Genomic DNA, 21929 nt, shown 5'->3' with positions numbered 1-21929 from the left:
GGCCGAGCGTGTTCCCCAAGATCGTTCGATGCCAGGAGCGCACACGTGGTCGTCACCGCCCCAATCCCCCCGTGCCTGCGGCAGCCGCCGTCCCCGCCGCCGAGAGAGGACCTGGAACTCCTCCTGCTCATCCGGCACTTCGAGCTGACCCTGCTCAGGCTCTTCGAGGCGGGTGAGCTGAGCGGGACCACCCACACCTGTCTGGGCCAGGAGTACATCCCGGTCGCGCTCTCGCCGCTGCTCCACGACGACGACTTCGTCCTCAGCAACCACCGCGGCCACGGGCACTTCCTGGCCAGGTACGCCGAGCCGCACGGGCTGCTCGCCGAGATCATGGGTCGCGAGGGCGCACTCTGCGCCGGGGTCGGCGGCAGCCAGCACGTCTACCACCGCCGCTTCCTGTCCACCGGTGTCCAGGGCGAGAGCCTGCCCGTCGCGGTCGGCGTGGCCCTGAAGCTCAGGGAGACGGGCGCGCTCGCCTGCGCCTACGTCGGCGACGGCACCTGGGGCGAGGGGGCGGTCTACGAGGCGCTCAACATGGCACGGCTCTGGCGGGTCCCGCTGCTGGTCGTCGTCGAGAACAACGGCATCGCCCAGTCCACCCCGACGTCTGCGCAGATGGCCGGGAGCGTCGCGGCCCGCGCCGCCGCGTTCGACGTCGGCCACCACCGGGTGACCTCGACCGAGGTCGGCGAGATCCGCGCCGAGCTGGCACCTCTGCTCGGCGCGGTCCGCGGCGAGTCGCGCCCGCTGGTGGTCGAGTTCGTCACCCACCGGATCGGCCCGCACAGCAAGGGCGACGACACACGCACCCCCGAGGAGATCGCCCTGGCCGCCGGCCACGACTGGTACGCCCGCTACGCGCGGGACTTCCCCGAGCACTTCGCCGCCCTGGACCTGGCGGCCCGCGAGCGGGTCGAGCGGATCGCCGCCGAGGTCGCCGCCCGCCCCCCGTCGGTCTGGGAGCGCCCGTGACCCGCGTCTCCGAACACCTCAACCGGGCACTGCACGACCTGATGGAGGCCGACCCGCGGGTGCACCTGCTCGGTGAGGACGTCGGCGATCCGTACGGCGGGGCCTTCAAGGTCACCAAGGGCCTGTCCACCCGGTTCGGCCACCGCGTCCGGTCCACCCCGCTGAGCGAGGGGGCGATCGCCGGGATCGGCGCGGGCCTGGCGCTGGCCGGGGACCGCGCGATCGTCGAGATCATGTTCGCCGACTTCGCCGCGCTCGCCTTCGACCAGCTGGTGAACTTCGCCGCCAAGTCCACCTCCATGTACGGCAGGAGGGTCCCCGTCCCGCTGGTCGTCCGCTGCCCGTCGGGCGGCAACCGCGGCTACGGCCCCACCCACAGCCAGAGCCCGCAGAAGCACTTCATCGGTGTGCCCGGCCTCTCGCTGTTCGAGATGACCCCCTTCCACGACGCGGGCGAGCTGTTCGCCCTGATGTTCGCCCTGGAACAGCCCTGCCTGTTCTTCGAGGACAAGGTCCTCTACACCCGGCGCAGGTACGAGGGCGGTGTCGTGGACGACCTGTTCCGCTACGAACTGACCGGCGGCGTCGCCCGGGTCTTCGTGGACGGCGTGACCGAGCCCGACTGCACGCTGATCGTCCACGGCGGCATGACACACCGGGCGCTTGACGCCATGCGCGCCCTGCTGATGGAGGAGGATGTGGCCTGCGAGCTGCTGGTTCCCGCGCGGCTCTATCCGCTGCCCACGCTCCCCGGGCTCGACCGTGCCCGGCACGTGTGCGTCGTCGAGGACGGCTCGGAGGGCGGCACCTGGGGAGCCGAGGTGGCGCGGGTGCTCCACCCCCGGCTCTGGTCCACCCTGCGCCGCCCCATCAGCCTCATCAGCGCGGCCGACAGCGTCATCCCGGCCGCCCCCCACCTGGAGCGCGAGATCCTCGTCCAGTCCGGCCGGATCCGGCACGCCGTCGCGGAGGCCCTGTTGTGACCGAGGTCCGGGTACCCAAGCTCAACAACAACGACGCCTCGTACCTGCTGGTGGAGTGGGAGGCGAAGGACGGCCAGGCCGTACGGGCCGGGGAGCCGCTCGCGGTGCTGGAGACCTCCAAGGCGGCCGAGGAGCTGACCGCCGAACGGGACGGGACGCTGCGGCACCTGCTTCAGGTGGGCGCCGAGTGCTCTCCCGGCCAGGTGATCGCCCGCCTGCTGTCCGCCGGTGAGGACCCCGCGGCCGACCCCGCCCCCTCCCCCGCCGAGACGGGCGCTGGGCAGGAGGAGCTCGTCATCACCGCCCCCGCCCGGCGGGCCATGGCGGAGTACGGCATCTCCATGGACCAGGTCCGGGCCCTCGGCAGGAAGGTGGTCAGGCGGGCCGACCTGGTCCCGCCGCACACCCCGCACGGCGGAACGGGCGGCGCGGTGAGCGTCACCCTTCCGCCGATCGAACCGATGAGAGGCACCGTTCCGCTCACCCCGCCGGACCTGGACGACTCCCACCTGATCGAGCCGTCCAGGGCGCAGCGACGCACCGCCGAGGTGGTCGAGCGGTCGCACCGGGAGATCCCCGCCTCCTTCACGGTCATGCGGGTGGACGTGACGGACGCGCTGCCGTTCGCCCGAGCGGAGACGAAGCGGCTACGTGCTCTCATCGGCCTGCCCGAGCTGCTCGTCCAGGCGACCGGGCGGCTGCTCGACCGCTTCCCCCTCTTCTTCGCCACACCCGTCGACGGCCGCCGCGCCCGCCGCGCCACGACGGCGGAGGTGGGGGTGACCGTCGACGTCGGAGGCGGCATGTACGTACCGGTGGTGCGCGACGCGGGCCGCCGCCCGCTCGACGAGATCGCCCGCGACCTGGCAGGCTTCCGTAAGACCGCGCTGGGCGGCACCTTCAGGGAGCGTGACCTGGTGGGCGGCAACATCATGCTCACCCTGCACACCGACACCTCGGTGATCACCGCGATCCCGATCGTCTTCCCCGGCCAGATCTGCGCGCTCTCCCTCGGCGCCCCGCGCCCCGAGGTGGTGGAGACCCGCGAAGGCGCCTTCGTCACCAGGAAGGTGATCTCCCTCGGCCTCGCCTACGACCACCGCTTCGTCAACGGCCGCGACGCGGCGGAGTTCCTCGGCGCGCTCAGGTCCGCCCTGGAGAAACCGGGAAACGGCGACGTCTGACGCCCCGGCCGTCCCTGCCTCCGGGCGCGATTCCCCAGCGCGAGGTGAAGGTGGGAACATGTCGAGGTCATGAAGTACCCAACGGAAGGCCATGACCGGTGAGGCGGCTACTCACGGTCCTGTTGCTCGCGTGCGTCGCGCTGCTCTGCGCGGTCACCCCGGCTCAGGCCCACAACGTGCTGATCGACAGCGACCCCAAGGACGGTGCCGAGCTGGCCACCGGCCCCGAGACGATCACGCTCACCTTCGACCAGCCTGTCCGGCAGGGCTTCGCGCAGATCAGCGTGACCGGTCCCGACGGCACGCGGTGGGAGGACGGCAAGACGGCGGTGAACAGGGCGAAGGCCAGCGTCCGGGTGAAGGCCCTCGGCCCCGCCGGGGAGTACGTGGTGGGCTACCGGATCCTCTCCGCCGACGGACACCCGGTCTCCAGCAAGATCACCTTCACCCTGACCGCACCCGGCCCGGCCTCCTCGGCGCAGGCCACCGAGCAGGCGACCGCGGAGCCGGTCCCCGCGGGCCCGGCCCCCGCGGACCAGGGCCCCGATCTGGGCGCCCAGGCCGCCGAGGCCGCGCAGAACGGCGGGGCCGGGATGGCGGTGCTGTGGATCGCCGCCTCCATCGTCCTGCTCGGCGGAGCCACCGTCGTGGCGATGCGCCGTACGAAGGAGGGGGGCGCGAGATGACCGTGACCGTCGAGCGGGTCCCCGAGGCCGGCACCGCCAGGAGGCTGGTGGCCGGCGGGTTCGTGTCCGGGGGCGTGCTGGCCGTGCTGGCCGCGACCGCGTTCACCGCGCAGGAGGCGGTGCCGGGGATCGTCATCCCCGGGCCACTGGTGGAGTACGGCCTGCCGGTGCTGCGGGTGCTGCTGGACCTGGCGACGGTGGCGGTGGTCGGGCTGAGCCTGCTGCCGAAGATGCTCGGGTTCGACGACCCCGAGCGGACCGAACCGGTGATGCGCCGGGCGCGGCCGATGGCGGTGACCTTCGCCTGGGCGTGGGCGCTGCTGGCACTGCTCATCATCGTCTTCCAGACGGCCGAGCTGAACCCCGGCCTGATCCCCACCCCGTCGATGATCGCCGCGTACGTCGACGGCGTCGGTGCCGGGCAGGGCATGCTCTTCACCGCCGCCTGCGCGCTCTCCTACGCCGGGATCGGACTGCTGGCCGTGCGGTACGGCGAGAAGGTCCCCGCCGAACTGCGGATCGTGATCGCCTTCTTCGGGCTGCTGCCGATCCCGGTCACCGGCCACGCCGTCGACTCGGTCTGGCACGACCCCGTCATGATCTCGATGGAACTGCACGTGATGGGCGCGGCGGCCTGGACCGGCGGCCTGCTCACGATCATCCTGCTGGTCGCCGCGGACCGGGAACTGCTGGCGCGGGCGCTGCCGAAGTTCTCCAGGCTGGCCACCCTGGCACTGGTCCTGGTCAGCGTCTCCGGGCTGGTGACCGGGCTCGCCACAATGGCCCTCACCCCCGGGGTGGAGCTGCCGGGGGCGCTGCTGCGCGGTGAGTACGGCCCGCTGGTGGTGGCCAAGGTCGCCAGTGTGGCCCTGCTGATCCCGTTCGCCGCCCACATCCGCTTCCGCCTGCTGCCGCACATCGCGGAGCGGCGGGCGACGGCGGTCGTCGCATGGGCGGCGGCCGAGATCACCGTGATGGGACTCGCCTACGGGGTGGCGGTGGCGCTGACCACGGCCTCCCTGTCCTGAGCCCGGAGTGCGTAGCGACCACACGCCCATTCGACCGTCAGCCACAGGGCGGCTAGCCCCGCCCCCCCGATCAGCATGGTCGCGGGGGTCACCAGCGGGGGCGCCATGAACATCGCGTGCTGGAAGCGGAGCGCCTGGTCGACGACGAGGGTGACGCCGAGTGCGCCGACCAGCGCCCTGACCACGGGCATCCTGATCAGGAACGCCAGGTCGACGGCGAGTGCCCCGGCGATCAGGAAGACCGGCACCGCCGAGCGCGGGAAGTCGGCGACCGCGAGCAGGGGCCAGATCAGGGTGCGGTAGGCCACGTAGGCGCCGACCACCGCGGTGGCGGAGAACATCCGGCCGATCATCACCCGGGCGCAGACGGCCACCAGCATGGCGGCGATCACGGCGTAGAGCGGGTAGAGCTGGTCGGGAACGGGCAGCGTGAAGTGCAACGCCACCGCCCTGTCGTCCACCGGCAGGCCGATCTGGTCGGCGGCGAACCTGATCAGGATCGGCTCCGCGTCCGGCTCGCCCCTGTCCCAGGCGGCCAGGCCGTAGACCCCGTACTCCTGGTGCTGTTCCGGGAACCAGACGTTCTCGAAGAGGAAGACGAAGAGCCCGCCGAGGACCAGCGTGCGCGTCCGGCCGGGAGCCGCCCGGATGAACCAGCCCCAGGTCACGCCGCAGAGCATGAGGAGCGTGCCGATGTAGAGCATCATGTGGGACGGGCTCCACGAGGTGATGTCGAGCCCGTTGACCCGGTGGTTGATCAGGTCGAGCGGTACCGCGACCAGGAAGATCCCCGTACCCCAGGCGATGAGGCGCTGCGCGAGCTTGTCGACGCCGTAACCGGTGTAGATGTGGATGATCGTGAGCGCCAGGGCGATGGCGGTGCCGACACTGTTGAGCAGGTGCGGCGGGGCCAGGTCGTCACGGAGCCACTTGAAGTGCCAGGAGACGTCCCAGGACGCCCCGAGCACCTTGAAGGAAAAAGCCACCAGCCACCCGAAGTAGAGGAGCCTGAACAGGTCCTCCGGGGTCTCCCTGCCGGCCTTTCCTCGCGTCCAATACGGCAGAGCCCACTCGATGACCGGAGTGGCTCTTCTTCGGAGGCTTTCTACTGGCTTCACGTGTCGAAATGATGCCGCCCCTTCACCTCGGTCCGCAATCAGGGACATCCCCGAGCCATCGGGGCGACCGTCACCCTTCCGACACGGCTGATCACCCCTGCCCGGATGACCGGCCGGGATGCTCCTGAGAGTCGTCTCAGGAGCATTTCAGCTTGGATCAGTAAGCTCACGCCGTGACATCCCTCCCTCTTTCTCAGGGAGGGGATTCCCACGCTCAAGGAGAACCGGTGAAACGTGGGGCAAGGTGGGCCACCTGGATCGCGGTGGTCACCGTGCTGGCCGTCGGCGTCGTGGCCTGGCTGGTCTGGCCGTCCGCACCGGACGTACGGGCCCAGGAGCAGATGATCACAGTGCTCGACGGGCCGGGCGATGACCAGCGGGTCACACTGGACGCGAGTTTCTTCCCGCCCGCCGGAGGCGGCCGGGCTCCGGCGGTGCTGCTCGCGCACGGCTTCGGCGGCAGCAAGCAGAGCGTCAGGGACGCCGCGGTGCGGCTGGCCCAGGACGGTTACGCCGTGCTTACCTGGTCGGCGCGGGGCTTCGGCCGCTCCTCGGGGCAGATCGCGCTGAACTCCCCCGACTACGAGGTCAAGGACGTGCGCCAGTTGGTCGACTGGGTCGCGAAGCGGCCCGAGGTCCGGCTCGACGCGGCGGGCGACCCGCGGGTGGGCATCGCGGGCGGCTCGTACGGCGGGGCCATCGCGCTGATGGCCGCCGCCCACGACCCCAGGATCGACGCGATCGTCCCGCAGATCACCTGGTACGACCTGGCCGACGCGCTGTTCCCCGACGCCACCGGGCAGGGGCCCTTGAACGGGGTGTTCAAGCGCATGTGGGCCGGGCTCTTCTTCAGCAGAGGCGGCCCCGCACCGGCCGCCGCCGGCCCGGCCGCCCTCGGCACCGGCCAGGGGAACGGTGCGGGCGAGGAGCGGCCGCTCACCGCCGAGGAGGTGCGCTGCGGCCGGTTCCTCCCGGAGATCTGCGACATGTACCAGCAGGTGGCCCAGAGCGGCCGGGCGACGGCGAGCGCGGTGGAGACGCTGCGCAGGTCGAGCCCGATCTCGGTGCCCGGGAAGATCAGGATTCCGACGCTGCTGCTGCAGGGGCAGCGCGACTCGCTGTTCCCGCTGGGCCACGCGGACGCCAACGCCAAGGCCATCGCCGCCACCGGCGCCCCGGTGCAGGTCGCCTGGTTCGACGGCGGCCACGACGGCGGCAACGGCGAGGTCGACTGGCTGCACGAGAAAACGCTCGGCTGGTTCGACCGCCACCTGAAGGAGACCGGCGACGCGGCTCAGGCCGGCGGCGCCTTCACGGTCACCCGCGACGGCGGCCGCGATCCCGGCACCCGCCGCCCGGTCCAGCTGCACGCCACGGCCGACGGCTACCCCGGGCTGTCGGGCAGCGGCCAGACCTCCGTACCGCTCGGCGGTCCCGACCAGCCGGTGGCCAACCCGCCCGGCGGCTCGCCCTCCTCGATCTCCGCGGTGCCCGGCTTCGGCGGCCTCGCCGGTGGCTCAGGCGTGAACCTGTCCCTCGACATGGCGGGGCAGAGCGCCACCTTCGACTCCGCACCGCTGACCGCCCCGCTCCAGGTCACCGGCAGCTCGACGGTACGGGTCCGGGTGACCTCGGAACCCGCGCCCGACGCGCCGGCCGGGAGCGACCAGGCGAAGAGCACGGCGGGCGAGGTCACCCTGTTCGCCAAGCTCTACGACGTCGCGGGCACGACCCAGGCGCCGGTCCTGCCCGAAGGGCTCGTCGCCCCGCTCAGGATCGCGATCGGTGCGAACGGCTCGGGCGAGGCCACGGTGACCCTGCCCGCCATCGACCACAGATTCGACGTCGGACACCGGCTGCGGGTCGCGTTCACCACCACCGACCTGGGCTACAGCACCCCGGCGGCCCCGGCCGTCTACCGGGTCGCCCTGGCCTCGCCGGCCGTGACCGTCCCCACCCACGCCGCCCTGCGCACCCCCTCGACCAACCCCGCCTGGTGGATCTGGGCGCTGCCGCTGCTCTCCCTCGTCGTCGCGACCGTCCTGCTGCTCGCCGGGCGCCGCCGCAGCACCGACAGCCGCGATCCCGAACTGGCCTCCGTACCGCTGCGAATCAGCGGGCTGACCAAGGCGTACCGGAACGGCGAGCGCGCGGTGGACGACCTGTCGTTCACCGTGGAGCACGGCCAGGTGCTCGGCCTGCTAGGCCCCAACGGGGCGGGCAAGACCACCACCCTGCGCATGCTGATGGGCCTGATCCGGCCCGACGGCGGCGAGATCCGGATCTTCGGCCACCGGGTGGTGCCCGGCGCCCCGGTCCTGTCCAGGCTCGGTTCGTTCGTCGAGGGCCCGGGTTTCCTGCCGCATCTCAACGGCCGCGAGAACCTGGAGCTGTACTGGAAGGCGACCGGGCGGCCCGCCGAGGACGCGAGGTTCGCCGAGGCCCTGGAGATCGCCGGGCTCGGCAAGGCCCTGGACCGCGCCGTCCGCACCTACTCCCAGGGCATGCGCCAGCGCCTGGCCATCGCCCAGGCCATGCTCGGCCTGCCCGATCTGCTGGTACTGGACGAGCCCACCAACGGGCTCGACCCGCCCCAGATCCGCGAGATGCGCGAGGTCCTGATCCGCTACGCGGAGGCGGGCCGCACCGTCATCGTCTCCAGCCACCTGCTGTCGGAGGTCGAGCAGACCTGCAGCCACGCGGTGGTCATGCACCGCGGGCGCCTGGTCACGGCCGGGACCGTGAGCGAGCTGCTGGCCAGCCGCACCCCGGTCAACGGCTCGGGCACCCGCCTGGAGGACGTCTTCCTGGACCTGATCGGAAACAAGGCATGAGCGACTCCACCGCCGCCCTCACCACCCCGCCCGGCTCGACGGCCGGCGGCCTCGCGGAGAACGGCTCGGCGCGCGGGTACGCGCCGGGCCGCACGTTGCCGCTCACCGTGGAGATCGTCCGCCAGTTCAAGCGGCGCCGCACGCTGGTGATGTTCGGCCTGCTGCTCGCGCTGCCGTGGATCCTGGTGATCGCCTTCAAGGTCGGTGCCGGGTCGGGGCAGCCCGGCACCTCGCTGCGCATCTCCGACCTGGCCGTCGAGGGCGGCCTGAACTTCGCCGCGTTCGCCCTGTCGGTGTCCGCGAGCTTCCTGCTGGTCGTCGCGGTGGCCCTGTTCTGCGGCGACAGCGTGGCCAGCGAGGCCAGCTGGTCGTCGCTGCGCTACCTGCTGGCCTCCCCGATCCCGCGCGACCGGCTGCTGCGGCAGAAGCTGGTCGTCGCGATGGGCTACTCCGCGGCGGCGGTGATCTGCCTGCCGGTGATGGCGTTGCTGGCCGGCACCCTCGCCTTCGGCTGGAACGACGTCCGGGTACCGGGGACCGGCGAGACGATCGCCGCGCTGGACGTGCTGCCCCGGTTCGGCGTGGTGATCGGCTATGCCCTGGTCAGCCAGTTCGTGGTCGCGGCCCTGGCCTTCCTGCTCTCCGTCAGCACCGACTCCCCGCTGGGCGCGGTCGGCGGCGCGGTCGGCCTGGTGATCGTCGGCAACATCCTGCAGGCGGTCGAGGCGCTCGGCTCGCTCAGGGAGTTCCTGCCGACGTTCTGGAACAACGCGTGGCTGGACGCCCTGGCACCCCAGCCCTCGTACGAGGGCATGCTCAAGGGGGTGGCCGTCGCGGTCACCTACTCGGCGATCCTGGCCGCGTTCGCCTTCCGCCGCTTCCGGAGCAAGGACGTGGTCTCCTGAGCCCTGTCCCGCGCCTGCCGTAGTCGGGGCGGGGAGCCGCGGCGAGGCGCCGTCTGACCGACCGCGGTGGGCAAAGGGGACCGGATTCAGCCCCAGTGCGGGGGACGCTCCTCGATCAGGCGGGCGTCGTCGTCGGCCTCGCGCCACTCGCTCCAGCCGACGTCGGTGTCGTCGGCGGTCTGGTCGGGCAGGACCGGCAGGCCGTCGTCGGCGAGGTCGACGGGACGCAGGTCATCGGGACGCAGGTCATCGGGTTCGAGCACTGTCACACGCCCATGCTAGCCATCCGCCCCGCCCCTCTTCCCGCTCCGCGGAGAAGACAGGCCCGGCCTGTCCCTCCGCGGCCAGGAACGGCGGGGCTTGGCGCGACGCCGGGGACAGCCGAAAGCCCAGCGGGTACGATGCGAGGGCAGGTTTCCGCAACCCCCGTCAACGACCCCCTCCTGAAGGAGAGGGCTTGAGGCGCGGTAATGCGCTTCACAAGCCCCGCGTTGACCAGCCCTGGCCGTCATGAACTGGAAGTGCGATCCAGATGGCTACGTTGAACACAAGAGCGCAGACCGACCTTGGGGTGCTTCCTCAGCTCCAAGCTCTCGAATCCGTGGGAGCAGACACGCCCGGGGGTGGGCACGAAACGGCTCACGGACACCGCCTGGCGGCGGTATCTGGTGTTCAACCTGGGCGAGGGGAGACCGGTCCGGCCGCACCACCGGACCGGCGTCACCCCGAGGGCGCCTCGGCGCCGGAGGGAGCGAACCGTGAGGTTCACCCGGCCGTGTTCGTCCTGGACCGCCGCGGCCACCCGCTCGACCCCTGCCATCCCGCCCGTGCCCGCCGTCTGCTGGCGGCCGGGCGGGCGGTGGTTCACCGCCACACACCGTTCGTCATCCGTCTCAAGGACCGGTCGGTTGCCGACTCCACCGTGGCAGGCGTGCAGGTCGGTATCGACCCCGGCAGCAAGCACACCGGCCTGGCGGTGTTCACCGACCACGGCGGAAACCGGAGCGGGAGGTATGCGATTCAGCTCGACCATCGAGGCGCGGCGATCCGCGACAGGCTCAGCGCGCAGGCCGCGCTACGTCGGGGCCGCAGGTCACGCAACCTGCGGCACCGCGCCCCCCGGTTCCTCAACCGCACCAAGCCGCAGGGGTGGCTGGCGCCGTCGCTGCGCCACCGCGTCGAGGGCACCATGTCGTGGGTGGCGCGGCTGACCCGGTGGGCGCCCGTGGCCGCCGTCCACGTGGAAAGGGTCTCCTTCGACACTCACGCCCTCTCGGCGGGCAAGCCGTTGGAAGGCGTGGAATACCAGCAGGGCACCCTGGCCGGGTGCGAGGTCCGCGAATACCTGCTGGCCAAGTGGGGCCGGGCGTGCGCGTACTGCGGCGCCAGTGGTGTGCCGCTCAACCTCGACCACCTCCACCCGCGCAGCCGGGGCGGCTCCAACCGGATCAGCAACCTCGCCCTGGCCTGCGTCCGGTGTAACCAGGCCAAGAACGCCATACCGGTAGAGGTGTTCCTCAAGGCCAGGCCCGCATTGCTGGCGAGGATCCTCAAGCAGGCGAAGGCTCCGCTGCGGGACGCGGCGGCGGTCAACGCCACCCGGTGGGCGCTGTGGCGGGTCCTGGAGGCGACGGGTCTGCCCGTGTCCACCGCCTCCGGTGGCCGCACGAAGTGGAACCGGTCGCGCACCGGTGCCGCCAAGTCGCACACGTTGGACGCGCTGCACGTCGGCCATCTGGAAGGCGTCACCGCCTGGCCCTCGACGGTCCTGGTGGTCACAGCGACCGGGCGCGGCGCCTACGCCCGTACCCGCACCGACCGCTACGGCTTTCCCCGGCTACGGCTGCCCCGGACCAAGCGGGTCAAGGGGTTCGCCACCGGCGACCTGGTCCGCGCCGTCGTACCGAGCGGCAAGAAGACCGGGGTCCACACCGGACGGGTCGCGGTCCGCAGCACCGGCAGCTTCAACATCACCACCCGGCACGGCACCGTGCAGGGCATCGGCCACCGCCACGTTAACCTGCTCCAGCGAGCCGACGGCTACGGCTACACCACCCACCCAGAAACGCGGCACCGTGCCGCCTCTCCTCCCCCGCCCGAAGGCGGGGGTCTCCACGCTGGAGGTATCTGATGACAACGCCAGCAGGATGGCGGCGAGACGGCAATCTCCCCAACGAGCTGACCAGCTTCGTGGGGCGCACCAGGTTGCTCACCACGCTCAGGCAACGGTTGGGCGAGCACCGCCTGGTCACGGTGACCGGCATCGGAGGGGTCGGCAAGTCGCGCACCGCGCTGCGGATCGCGCATCTGATGCGCAGCCAGTTCAAGGACGGCGTCTGGTTCGCCGACCTGGCCCGCCTCCAGGACTCGGGGATGGTGCGCCACACGATCACCTCGGCCCTCGGGATCGCCGACCAGTCCGCCCGCTCGGCGGACGAGACGCTGATCGAGTGGCTCGGCGACCGTGAGATCCTCCTGATCATCGACACCTGCGAGCATCTGGTCGACGCGTGCGCCGCGCTCTTCGAGGACCTGCTCCGCAACGCCAGGGGCCTGACCATCCTGGCGACCAGCCGCCAGTCGCTGAACGCCAGGGGCGAGTACACGGTCACCATCCCGCCGCTGACCGTCCCCGGTGACTCCCCGGGCGAGGACGTCTTCACCAACGAGGCGGTTCAGCTCTTCGCCGCGCGGGCCGGTGCGGTGGTGCCCAACTTCATGCTGGACGAGGAGAACATCGGCCCGGTGGCCGAGCTCTGCCGACGTCTCGACGGCATCCCGCTCGCCATCGAGCTGGCCGCGGTCCGGATGCGCGCGCTCTCCGTGGAGCAGATCCTCGGCCTGCTGGCCGACCGGTTCAGCCTGCTCGCGGGGGCCAGCCGCACCGCACTGCCCAGGCACCAGACGCTGCGGGCCGCGATCGGCTGGAGCCACGAGCTGTGCGAGCCGGCCGAGCGGCTCCTGTGGGCACGGCTGTCGGTCTTCGCGGGAGACTTCGAGCTCGATGCCGCCCGCTACGTCTGCTCAGGGGACAGCCTCCCCGCGGAGGACATCATGGACCTCATCTCCAGCCTGGTGGAGAAGTCGATCCTGCTGAGCGACGGCACGCCGTCCGGGCACCGCTACCAGCTGATCGACACCCTGCGGCAGTACGGCGAGGAGTGGCTGGACAAGCTCGGCGAGCGCGACCGGATCAGGGAGAGGCACCGCGACTACTACCTGCAGCTGGCCTCAAGGAGCGAGGACGCCTGGTCGGGCGCCCGCCAGGTCTACTGGTACGTCAGGATGCGCCACGAGCACGACAACATCCGCGTCGCGCTCGACTACTGCCTGCGCACCCCCGGCGAGGTGCAGTCCGGGCTGAAGCTGCTGTCCTCCCTGTGGTTCATGTGGGTCGCCTGCGGGCTGGCCCGCGAGGGCAGGCTCTATCTGGAGAAGACCCTGGAGCTGGCCCGCCAGCCGAGCGTCGAGCGGTGCAAGGCGCTCTGGGTGCTGTCCTACATCAACAGCGCGCAGGGCAACATCAGCGGTGCCATCGAGGCCGCGGAGCAGTGCAGCTCGGACGCCGTCAGGGTCGGCGACTCGGGCGCGGTCATCCTGGCCACCAAGATGCTCGGCACCGCCGCCTTCCTCCAGAACGACCTGCAGAAGGCGAGCGCGCTGCTGGGCGTGGCGATCGAGTTCCACAAGAGCGGGCGGGAGCTCAACCCGGGTCTGCTTCCCTCGATCGTCGAGCTGTCCATGGTGCTGCTCATCCAGAACGAGCCGGCCGAGGCCGAGGTGCTGCTGCGCGACTGCATCGCGGTCTGCACCCAGCGTGGCGAGCTGTGGCTGCGCTCGTACGCCATCTACGCGCTCGCCAGCGTGTGCCAGGCGATGGGCCGCTCGCCCGAGGCCACCTCGAACGCCCGTGAGGCGCTCCGCCTCAAACGCTACTTCCACGACGTGCTCGGCATCGGCCTGGCGATCGAGGTGGTCGCCAGGCAGGCGCTGGAGGACGGCCAGCCGGTGCTCGCCTCCATGCTGATGGGCGGCGGTCAGGCCAACTGGCGGACCTTCGGGATGCCGCAGATGGGCTCCCCGTTCTTCAACTCCGAGCACGACCGCTGTGTCAAGGAGTGCAGGCGCATCCTCGGCGACGAGGCGCACGAGGAGGCCTTCTCCCGGGGCAGGAAGCTGAACCTGGAGGAGCTGATCGTCCTCGCGCTCGGAGACCACGAGGACGGTCAGGTGCTCTCCGGGTGAGTCACCCGGCGGACTGTTCCTCCCGCTGCCAGGCCGTCGTGTAGCGGGAGCTGGTCAGCGAGTAGTCGACGCTGCCGCTGATCCAGAACTCAAGGCCGCGCACGTAGGCGAGCACCGCCTCGGAGCCGAGCCTCTCCAGGGAGGGGCGCAGCGCCACCATGTCGGCGATGGCCCGGTTGCGCATGGCGCCGATCGCCTCCATCGCCTGCTGCCGGGAGTAGCCCCGGTGCCTGGCGAGCACGCTCACCAGGTTGTTGCGGGAGTTGACCCCCTCGCTCTCCTTGGCGTAGGAGATGAGGTCGTTGTCCCAGACCACGACGTCGTTGGCGCTCTCGGTGATCGCCTTGACGTCGGGGTGGCGCCACTCCTCGGGGGTGAGGGCGCGTCCGCTCGCGATGTCGATGAGGGCGAAGACGGTGAGCATGGCACCGGTGCGCCGCCGCATGAAGATGTAGTCCTCCACCTGCGGAACCACGTCGGCCTCGCAGTTGGCGGCCTCCCACACCTGGGCGAAGAGGTAGTCCTTGGTGACGGAGCACCAGCGGTCGAGCTGGTCGTCGTCTCCGTACCTGGCGATCCTGCCCTTGATCTCCAGGAGCGTCCTGGCGAAGACGTCGTCGACCTCCTGGCCGGCCTCCAGGTCGTCGAGGACGGTGAACAGCCGGGGCAGGGCGCGGGTTATCTCGCCCGCGCCGCGGCCCGACTCGCAGAAGGCGTCGTCGAAGGCGAACAGCCACACGCACCAGTCGGTCACCAGGCGGAGCGTGTGGTGCTCGGCGTAAGGGTACGTACGGGCCCCCAGCCAGCCGTACTTGGCTCGCCGATAGCGCTCCACGGTCTCGGCGTCCTCCAGGATGCCGGTGTCCACCAGCCAGTCGAGGGTCTCGGCGTTGACCCTTTCGACGTGTGGGCTGACCTCGCTGGGAAAGGGGCAGGGTAACGGGGGGACGCGAAGAGGTAGGCCTGACCTACGCGTAGTAGTAGTTCCCACTCCTCAAGGATGGCTGAAGGGCGATAGTTTTCCTATACATCGGTAAACACCTGGATATCGCAATTTTCAGGTTAACGACCGAACCATTTCCGGTATTCGTCCTGGCCGAACAGCCGGGCCAGGTCCGTCGCCGAGGGAGTTCCGGCATCCGGGCCGCGGCACCGGCCGACCCGGCACAGGCGCGGAGCGTCTCCGTCTCACCGGCTCCCGCCAGGTCGAACAGACGGGTTGCGAACTCCCCAGGCTCAGGGTCAGGCTGCGTGTGACCCGTTGTGCCCCGATAGGGTGCCTGTGACCGCCGAGGGCATCCGGAATTCAGCGGACCCCCCGCGGGTTGAGCTGAAGAGACGATCGACGAAAGGCTGGAAAACGGTGTTCGACCCGACGGATCTCTACCGGCTCAGCGGAGACGTCCCTGAGCTGACCGATCCGGTGCTGCTCTACCACTTCGACGGGTTCGTGGACGCCGGTGGCGCCGGACGGCTCGCCATCACCCATCTGCTCGACGAGCTGGAGCACCGGGTTGTGGCGACCTTTGACGTGGACCGCCTGCTCGACTACCGCTCCCGGCGGCCCACCATGACCTTCGACAGCGACCGCTGGGTGTCCGTGGAGAGCCCCGAGATCACGCTGCACCTCGTCCATGACCGCACGGAAACACCGTTCCTGCTGCTCAGCGGCCCCGAGCCGGACCGCGAGTGGGAGCTGTTCACCTCCGCCGTCGAAACGCTGGCCACCCGGCTGGGTATCGGCAGGCTGGTGACCTTCCACGGCATCCCGATGGCCGTCCCGCACACCCGCCCGCTGGGCGTCACCGGACATGCCAGCCGGTCCGAGCTCGTCGCCGGGCAGACCAGCGCCTTCGGCAAGGTCCAGGTGCCCGGCAGCGTGGCCGCGCTGATCGAGCTCCGGCTCGGCGCCAAGGGGCACGACGCCCTCGGCTACGCCGTGCACGTTCCGCACTACCTGGCGCAGGCCGAATACCCCTCGGCCGCGGTGACCGCGCTGGAGGCGGTCACCAAGGGCACCGGGCTGGTGTTCCCGCTGGAGGTCCTGCGCGAGGCCGCCGGAAAGACCGACGCCGAGATCGCCGAGCAGATCGAGGCATCCCAGGAGCTGTCCACCGCCATCACCGGCCTGGAACAGCAGTACGACGCGTTCGCCGCGGGCGCCGAGCGCGAGAGCCTGATGGCCGAGCCCGCGGAGATGCCGACCGGCGACGAGCTCGCCGCCCAGTTCGAGGCGTTCCTCGCCGAACGCGACGAACGTCGCGGTGACTGAGCTGCGCGTCGGCCTCGTCGGGTACGGGGTGGCGGGGGCGTTCTTCCATGCCCCGCTGATCGCCGCGACCCCCGGTATGCGGCTGTCCGCGGTGGTCACCGGTGACCCCGGCCGGGCCGCCGAGGTTTCGGGGAAGTACGGTGCGCGGGTGGTCGGCGACGCCGCCGACCTGTGGAACGGCGCCGACCCGGTCGACCTGGTGGTGATCGCCTCCCCCAACCGCACACACGTTCCGCTGGCGGAGGCCGCCCTGAAGGCCGGTCTGCCGGTCGTGGTGGACAAGCCGCTGGCCGCGACCGCCGGACAGGCGCGCGGCCTGGTGGAGCTGGCGCGCGCGAGGGGCCTGATGCTGACCGTGTTCCAGAACCGGCGCTGGGACGGCGACTTCCTGACGCTCGGGCGGCTGGTCTCGGCGGGCGAGCTCGGCGAGGTCACCCGGCTGGAGTCGCGTTTCGAGCGCTGGCGGCCGGTGCCGAAGGGCGGCTGGCGCGAGACGGGCGGCACCGACGAGGTCGCCGGACTGCTCTACGACCTCGGCAGCCACCTGGTGGACCAGGCTCTGCGCCTGCTCGGCCCGGTCGTCGCCGTCTACGCCGAGTCGGATGTGCGGCGCCCGGGGGTGAACGCCGACGACGACACCTTCATCGCCCTCTCCCACTCGGGCGGGGCCCGTTCCCACCTGTGGGCCGGCGCGGTCACCCCCCGGCTGGGCCCCCGATTCCGGGTGCTCGGCTCGCGGGCGGGCTACCTGAAGTACGGGCTGGACGTGCAGGAGGAGCAGTTGCGCGCCGGTCTCACCCCCGCCTCTCCCGGCTTCGGTGCGGAGCCTCCGGAGCGGTGGGGCACCCTCGGCACCGACGACGACACCCGCGTCGTTCCCACCGAACCCGGTGCCTACGCCGGGTTCTACCCGGCCGTGGCCGCCACTCTGCGCCAGGGCGCTCCGCCGCCGGTCGGCCCCGAGGAGGTCGTCGAGGCTCTCACCGTGCTGGAGGCGGCCCGGCGCTCGGCCGCCGAGCGCCGGGTCGTCACCCTCTGACGAGACCTCATGACGCGGCACCGCTCGACATCCGGGTGCCGCGCCTCCGTACCGGAGGCGCGGGCCGGTCGCACGACCTGAGGGGGGACCTCAGTCGCGCAGGCGGGCGCGGAGGAGGCCGGAGTCGTTCTCGCTCCAGCCGTGCGAGGCGAGCCATTCGAGCGGGCCGCCGAACCGGTTGTCCAGGACGTGCAGGAACTGCTCGATGTACTCGGGCCTCGGCCGGTGGTCGTCGGCCGGCCGGTTGTCGAGGTCGTCACGGTAGGTGGCGCTGGAACGCAACCGGGCCAGGATGCCCTCCAGGCGGTCGCCCGTGGCGACGTAGTCGGCGACGATCGCCTCACGGGTGGCACCGGCGACCTCCAGCGCGAGGGCGCTGACGACACCGGTGCGGTCCTTGCCCGCCGCGCAGTGCACGAGGGCCGCGCCGTCGTCGCGGGCCATGGCGCGCAGGGCCGCCAGGACCGAATCGGGACGGTCGCGGAGGTAGGCGTAGTAGTAGCCGGTCACCCGCAACTCAGCGAGGTCCTCCTCGTCCCGCGCCGTCCAGGGCAGCACCCTGTCGCCCTCGATGGTGTCGGCCTCGACGTCGGTGTACCTGCCGCCCTCGGCGAACAGGGTGAGGTGGTGGATGTTCACCTCCGGCACCCCGGTGAGCGGTCCCGGCCCCTCCAGGCGCACCTCGGGACCGGAGCGCAGGTCGACGACGTTGCGGAGCTTCAGGTCGGCGACGAGCAGCTGAATGTCCCGCTCGGTCAGCCCCTGCAGGTTGTCGGCCCGGTAGATGCGGCCGAAGCGTGTGGTCCCGCCGTCCACCGTGGCGAGCCCGCCGAGGTCGCGTACGTTGACGGCACCTTCAAGATCAATCCAACGTGTGAAGTCGTTCATCGCCGTCAAGTTTATACGCCCCTTTACGTATGGCCAGTTAACGCATAGGACCTATTTCCGTAATTGCCGATGTCCATGTACCGCGTCCGTAAATGCACCACATTTTTCTCGATGAGTAAGAGTGAAGGTGCCCGCCTGTGTCCCGACGCGAGGAGGTCGCGTGGACCCGAGGAGACGCCCCCCGCATCCACTGATCGATCCGGCTCTGCCCGACTCGATCTCCTCGGTCCTGCGCGCCGACCCGCAGGCACTGCGCGCGGCCCGGCTGGGGCAGGTCCCCGAGGCCAGGAGACCCGATCTCGTCAAGTCGTTCGCGATCGCCGGGCTCCTGCTGCTCATGGCGGTGCTGAGCAGCACGGGAGGCATCCTCGCCGCCCTCATCCTGATCTTCATCGCCGTGCTGCGCGGCCTGAGCGACGACCCCCGGAGCCTGCGCGAGCGGCGGCGCGTCCGGCTGGCCGTGGAGCACGGCGACCGGTTCATCCTGCCCGAGGATCTCGACGCCGACTGCGGCGACCTGCTCCGCCGCGCGCAAGACGCCACCAAGACGGTGCTCGACTCCCGGATCAACCAGGCAGGTCTGCTCGACACGATCGACAACATGGTGACGCTGCCCGCCCAGACCTGGCAGATCGCCACGAGACTGGTGCGGTTGTCGAAGCTGAGGGCCGAGCACCACCGGCTCGTACCGGACGCGCCCCCGCCGGAGGTGGCCGAGGCGTTCACCCCCTACGTCGGGGCGCTGAAGGCCGCCGAGAGCTCGCTGACCAGGCGGATCCGCGCGCTTGAGGAGTACGCCAGGCAGGTCCGCAGGGCCGACGGCCTCTACCTCGCCCACCGGCAGCTTCAGGTGCTCGCCGAACGGACCCCGCAGTACGAGGCCCTGGTCGCCGAGACGGCGGAGGACGCGCCGGCCGTTCCCGACCTGGAACGCCTGACCGAGCAGGCCCAGCAGATCAGAAAGTTGTTCCACAGGAGCATCGACGAGGCCCGCGACGCCGCCAGGCACCTGCTGACGGCCGCCGACCCCTGACCTCGCCGGACGCGGGCTCCGAGCCTCCGTCGGCCGTTGTGACCGAAGAACCCGGCGCGGACCCCGAGCCGCCGTATTTCCCCAAAGAACGCTCAGCCCTCCGCGCGGCGCAGGAGTTCCAGGGTGCGGCCCATCCCCGCCTGGTTGCCGAGGCTGCGGTAGATGTCCTGGGCCTGGCGCAGAGCGTCCACCGCGGGCTGCCGCTCCCCCGCCTCCAGATACGCCTCCCCCAGGTAGCGCAGGCTCCTGGCCATCCACCAGCGGTCACCCAGCTCCTCGAAGTCGCGCACCGCCCGCAGCAGCGACTCCTGCGCCTCTCGCGTACGGCCGAGCCGCCCGTGGGCGCGTCCCGCCGACAGCTCGGCCCTGGCCACGCCCCACGAGTCGCCGAGCGCGGTCAGCATCTCGGTGGCCCGGCGCACGTAGGTGAGCTCTCGGAGCGCGTTGGCCGGGTTGCCGACCTCCCCCGCCGCGCGCAGGCACCTGGCCTCCTCCCACAGCTCGCCGCGGAGCCGGAACATCTCGGCCGCCCGGTCCAGGCTGAAACCGGCCCTGGCGAAGTCCTCCTCGGCGGCCCGGCGATCACCCGCGGCGTGCAACCCCCTGGCCGTCACGCCGAGCACCTCTCCGTAGGCGCGCAGCGTCTGCGCCTCCGAGTAGCGGTTGCGGTCGTGCTCGAACACCCCCAGGGCCTCCTCCAGCAGTTCGCGCGCCTCCTCGGGCCTGCGCTGGGCGAGCCTGAGCTCCGCGAGGTTGCGCCGGGTCCTGGCCGTCCACCAGCGGTCCTCCTCGCCCTTGAAGGCGGTGACCGCGCCGATCAGGTAGCCCTGTCCCCGGTCCAGGTTGCCGTTGTTGAACAGGGTCATGCCGACCGTGCGCATCGCCCGCGCCGCCCACCAGGACTCGCCGAGGTCGGTGAAGATCTCCAGGGCCCGTTCGGCGTCCGCCGCGGCGCTGTGATGGCCGCCCTGGCCGCCCGCCACCGCCGCCCGGTCCAGCAGCGCGATGCCCAGTGCCCGCCGGTCGTCCATCCGCTCCGCGGCCTCGCACAGGATCTCGGCGACCGCCCGCCAGTCGGACCAGTAGGCCCGCAGCGAGTGGCAGAGCGAGCAGAAGGCCCGGCCGAGTCCCCAGGCCAGCTCCCACATCTCCATGCCCCTGGCCTGGCCGATCACGGCGACCAGGGTCAGCCGCTCGGCGTTGAGCCAGTCTGCCGCCGAGACCTGGGCCTGCGTCACCGCTCCCGGCCCACCGGGCCTGCCCCTGCGGCCCCAGTCCTGTGGCCAGCGGGCCACGGCCGCCGCCTCCGCGCGGCGGCGGTAGCCGGACAGGACCCGCTCGATGGCGGCCCGGCGGTGACTCTCGTCGTCGTCGGAGAACGCCAGCTCGCGGGCGAAGATCCTGACGAGGTCGTGCAGCCGGTAGCGCATCACCCCGGAGAGGTCGGTACCCGAGCACTCGGCGAGCTGGGCGTCGATGAGCGCCTCCAGCTGGTCGGCGCCCTCGGGTTCCGAGGTGGCGAGCAGTTCCCCCGCCACCCAGCCGGGCACGTCGGGAGCGCTCAGCAGGCTGAGCAGGCGCAGCAGGCGGCGCTGCAGGCCGGTGCAGTCGTCGTAGCTCAGCTGGAGGGAGGCCCGCACGCTCTTGTCCAGCCTGCGGGCGAGCTCAAGCTGATCCAGGCGGCGGCGCTCGTCCCGCAGCCGGTCGGCGAGCCGGCGCAGCGTCCAGTTCTCCCGGGTGGCCAGGCGTCCGCCGCAGATGCTGATGGCCAGCGGCAGGTGGTCGCACATCCGTACGATCTCCTGGGCCGACTCCAGGTCGGCGGCGACCCTGTCGTCCCCGGCCAGCCGGGCCAGCAGCTCGACACCCTGCGCCTCGCTGAACACCGACAGCCGCTTGTCGTAGGTGTTGAGCAGGAACAGCGGCTGCCTGGAGGTGATCAGGACCGCGCACCCGGGCTCGGCCGGGATCAGGTCCTTGACCTGGTCGCCGTCGTGGGCGTTGTCCAGGCAGATGAGGATGCGCCTGCCCTTGGTCCAGGTCAGCCAGAGCGCGCGGAGCTCGGCGAGACCTCCGGGGTCGGTGGTGAGCCGGACGCCGAGCGCGCGCAGGAAGCCGATCAGCACCTCCTCGGGGCCGACCGGAGCCTCCACCTCGCCGCGCAGGTCCGCGTAGAGGCGGCCGTCGGGAAAGCTCCCGGCGATCTCGTGGCCGAACCTGGCGGTGAGCACGGACTTGCCCACCCCGCCCCTGCCGTACACCGAGACGACCAGCGGCGAGGCGTTCTCCGCGTGGTCCCTGGAGCGGCGGCGCGCGGCGAAGACCTCGCGCAGTTCGGCCAGCGACTCGGTGCGGCCGGTGAAGTGCGCGGAGACCGGCGGCCACTGGTCCGGCGGGCGCGACGCCGTCGTGGCGGTCGCGCCCCGCTCCTCGGCCTGCTTGCCGGTCGTCGCCCAGGTGAGCAGCCCGACCAGGAGACCGGCGACCGCGGTGGCACCGATCTTGGCCTCGGTGGGCAGCTCCCACACGTCCAGCGAGGTCGCCAGGACGCTGGCCACCGCCGCGGCGATCCCCGCCACCGCGGGCGCCGCCAGTGGGATCCGGCGTCTCGGCGCTCTGGAGCCACGCCGATCAGGCACGTTCGACGGCCCGGCCATTCACACTCCTCGCAGGAAGACCACGACACGCCCTGGAGTCGATCGTCCGGTGGCCGGACGATCGACTCCATTCGATCACAAG

At 71.5% G+C, this 21929-nt stretch carries 17 protein-coding genes; 12 read left to right on the top strand and 5 right to left on the bottom strand.

All coding sequences use genetic code 11. From position 1 onward, the window contains the following. Positions 1–45: 45 nt before the first annotated feature. From ACFQVD_RS00690 to ACFQVD_RS00670, 5 genes are all read left to right on the top strand, one after another. The gene (locus ACFQVD_RS00690) at positions 46–975 is read left to right on the top strand and encodes a thiamine pyrophosphate-dependent dehydrogenase E1 component subunit alpha (RefSeq protein ID WP_343962111.1); all 930 of its coding nucleotides are present in this window, start codon (positions 46–48) and stop codon (positions 973–975) included. Beyond that, entirely contained in the window at positions 972–1958 is a 987-nt protein-coding gene (locus ACFQVD_RS00685; RefSeq protein WP_343962109.1) for an alpha-ketoacid dehydrogenase subunit beta, read from the top strand. The genes ACFQVD_RS00690 and ACFQVD_RS00685 overlap by 4 nt, the downstream gene beginning before the upstream one ends. Continuing rightward, the gene (locus tag ACFQVD_RS00680; RefSeq protein WP_343962107.1) at positions 1955–3142 is read left to right on the top strand and encodes a 2-oxo acid dehydrogenase subunit E2; all 1188 of its coding nucleotides are present in this window, start codon (positions 1955–1957) and stop codon (positions 3140–3142) included. Before ACFQVD_RS00685 ends, ACFQVD_RS00680 begins: the two co-directional genes overlap by 4 nt. A gap of 98 nt (positions 3143–3240) precedes the next feature. After that, the gene (locus ACFQVD_RS00675; RefSeq protein ID WP_343962105.1) at positions 3241–3828 is read left to right on the top strand and encodes a copper resistance CopC family protein; all 588 of its coding nucleotides are present in this window, start codon (positions 3241–3243) and stop codon (positions 3826–3828) included. Then, a complete protein-coding gene (locus tag ACFQVD_RS00670; RefSeq protein ID WP_343962103.1) occupies positions 3825–4856 on the top strand; it encodes a copper resistance D family protein in 1032 nt (343 codons plus the stop codon). The genes ACFQVD_RS00675 and ACFQVD_RS00670 overlap by 4 nt, the downstream gene beginning before the upstream one ends. Here the strand turns inward: ACFQVD_RS00670 and ACFQVD_RS00665 are convergent. Beyond that, positions 4814–5974 (bottom strand): hypothetical protein, encoded by a 1161-nt coding sequence (locus ACFQVD_RS00665; protein WP_343962100.1) that lies wholly within the window; start codon positions 5972–5974, stop codon positions 4814–4816. The genes ACFQVD_RS00670 and ACFQVD_RS00665 overlap by 43 nt on opposite strands. 227 nt (positions 5975–6201) lie before the next feature. On the opposite strand from ACFQVD_RS00665, the gene ACFQVD_RS00660 reads away from it, so the two are divergent. After that, positions 6202–8808, top strand: coding sequence for an alpha/beta fold hydrolase (locus ACFQVD_RS00660; protein WP_386274113.1), 2607 nt, complete (start codon positions 6202–6204; stop codon positions 8806–8808). Then, on the top strand, positions 8805–9713 hold the full coding sequence (locus tag ACFQVD_RS00655; RefSeq protein WP_343962093.1) for an ABC transporter permease: 909 nt from the start codon (positions 8805–8807) through the stop codon (positions 9711–9713). Before ACFQVD_RS00660 ends, ACFQVD_RS00655 begins: the two co-directional genes overlap by 4 nt. An 86-nt stretch (positions 9714–9799) precedes the next feature. Here ACFQVD_RS00655 and ACFQVD_RS00650 read toward each other — a convergent pair whose 3' ends face one another. Then, the gene (locus ACFQVD_RS00650; protein WP_030918684.1) at positions 9800–9982 is read right to left on the bottom strand and encodes a hypothetical protein; all 183 of its coding nucleotides are present in this window, start codon (positions 9980–9982) and stop codon (positions 9800–9802) included. 506 nt (positions 9983–10488) lie between these two features. On the opposite strand from ACFQVD_RS00650, the gene iscB reads away from it, so the two are divergent. Both iscB and ACFQVD_RS00640 read left to right on the top strand, forming a co-directional pair. Next, positions 10489–11844 carry an RNA-guided endonuclease IscB gene (gene iscB, locus ACFQVD_RS00645; RefSeq protein WP_343962088.1) on the top strand — a complete coding sequence of 452 codons (1356 nt, stop codon included), beginning with the start codon at positions 10489–10491 and terminating at the stop codon, positions 11842–11844. Next, entirely contained in the window at positions 11844–13958 is a 2115-nt protein-coding gene (locus ACFQVD_RS00640; RefSeq protein WP_343962086.1) for an ATP-binding protein, read from the top strand. The genes iscB and ACFQVD_RS00640 overlap by 1 nt, the downstream gene beginning before the upstream one ends. Before the next feature lies 1 nt (position 13959). On the opposite strand, the gene ACFQVD_RS00635 is transcribed toward ACFQVD_RS00640, so the two are convergent. Further along, positions 13960–14949 carry a 4-epi-cubebol synthase gene (locus ACFQVD_RS00635; RefSeq protein WP_343962083.1) on the bottom strand — a complete coding sequence of 330 codons (990 nt, stop codon included), beginning with the start codon at positions 14947–14949 and terminating at the stop codon, positions 13960–13962. Positions 14950–15321: 372 nt separating this feature from the next. Between ACFQVD_RS00635 and ACFQVD_RS00630 the strand changes: the two genes are divergently transcribed. Further along, positions 15322–16230 carry a proteasome assembly chaperone family protein gene (locus ACFQVD_RS00630; protein ID WP_343962082.1) on the top strand — a complete coding sequence of 303 codons (909 nt, stop codon included), beginning with the start codon at positions 15322–15324 and terminating at the stop codon, positions 16228–16230. Continuing rightward, positions 16223–17269, top strand: coding sequence for a Gfo/Idh/MocA family oxidoreductase (locus tag ACFQVD_RS00625; protein ID WP_386274109.1), 1047 nt, complete (start codon positions 16223–16225; stop codon positions 17267–17269). The genes ACFQVD_RS00630 and ACFQVD_RS00625 overlap by 8 nt, the downstream gene beginning before the upstream one ends. A gap of 90 nt (positions 17270–17359) precedes the next feature. Here the strand turns inward: ACFQVD_RS00625 and ACFQVD_RS00620 are convergent, their stop codons facing one another. After that, the gene (locus ACFQVD_RS00620; protein ID WP_343962078.1) at positions 17360–18157 is read right to left on the bottom strand and encodes a tyrosine-protein phosphatase; all 798 of its coding nucleotides are present in this window, start codon (positions 18155–18157) and stop codon (positions 17360–17362) included. Between the two features lie 160 nt (positions 18158–18317). Between ACFQVD_RS00620 and ACFQVD_RS00615 the strand changes: the two genes are divergently transcribed. Beyond that, positions 18318–19190, top strand: a complete 873-nt coding sequence (locus ACFQVD_RS00615) for a hypothetical protein (protein WP_343962076.1) — start codon at positions 18318–18320, stop codon at positions 19188–19190. 92 nt (positions 19191–19282) lie between these two features. Here the strand turns inward: ACFQVD_RS00615 and ACFQVD_RS00610 are convergent, their stop codons facing one another. Continuing rightward, positions 19283–21847, bottom strand: a complete 2565-nt coding sequence (locus ACFQVD_RS00610) for a tetratricopeptide repeat protein (protein WP_343962074.1) — start codon at positions 21845–21847, stop codon at positions 19283–19285. Between the last annotated feature and the right edge of the window lie 82 nt (positions 21848–21929).

The organism is Streptosporangium amethystogenes subsp. fukuiense, from assembly GCF_042665875.1.
GTDB classification, from domain to species: domain Bacteria; phylum Actinomycetota; class Actinomycetes; order Streptosporangiales; family Streptosporangiaceae; genus Streptosporangium; species Streptosporangium fukuiense.
The sequence above is the reverse complement of the archived record's forward strand: the minus strand, read 5'-3'. Positions and strand labels throughout refer to the sequence as shown.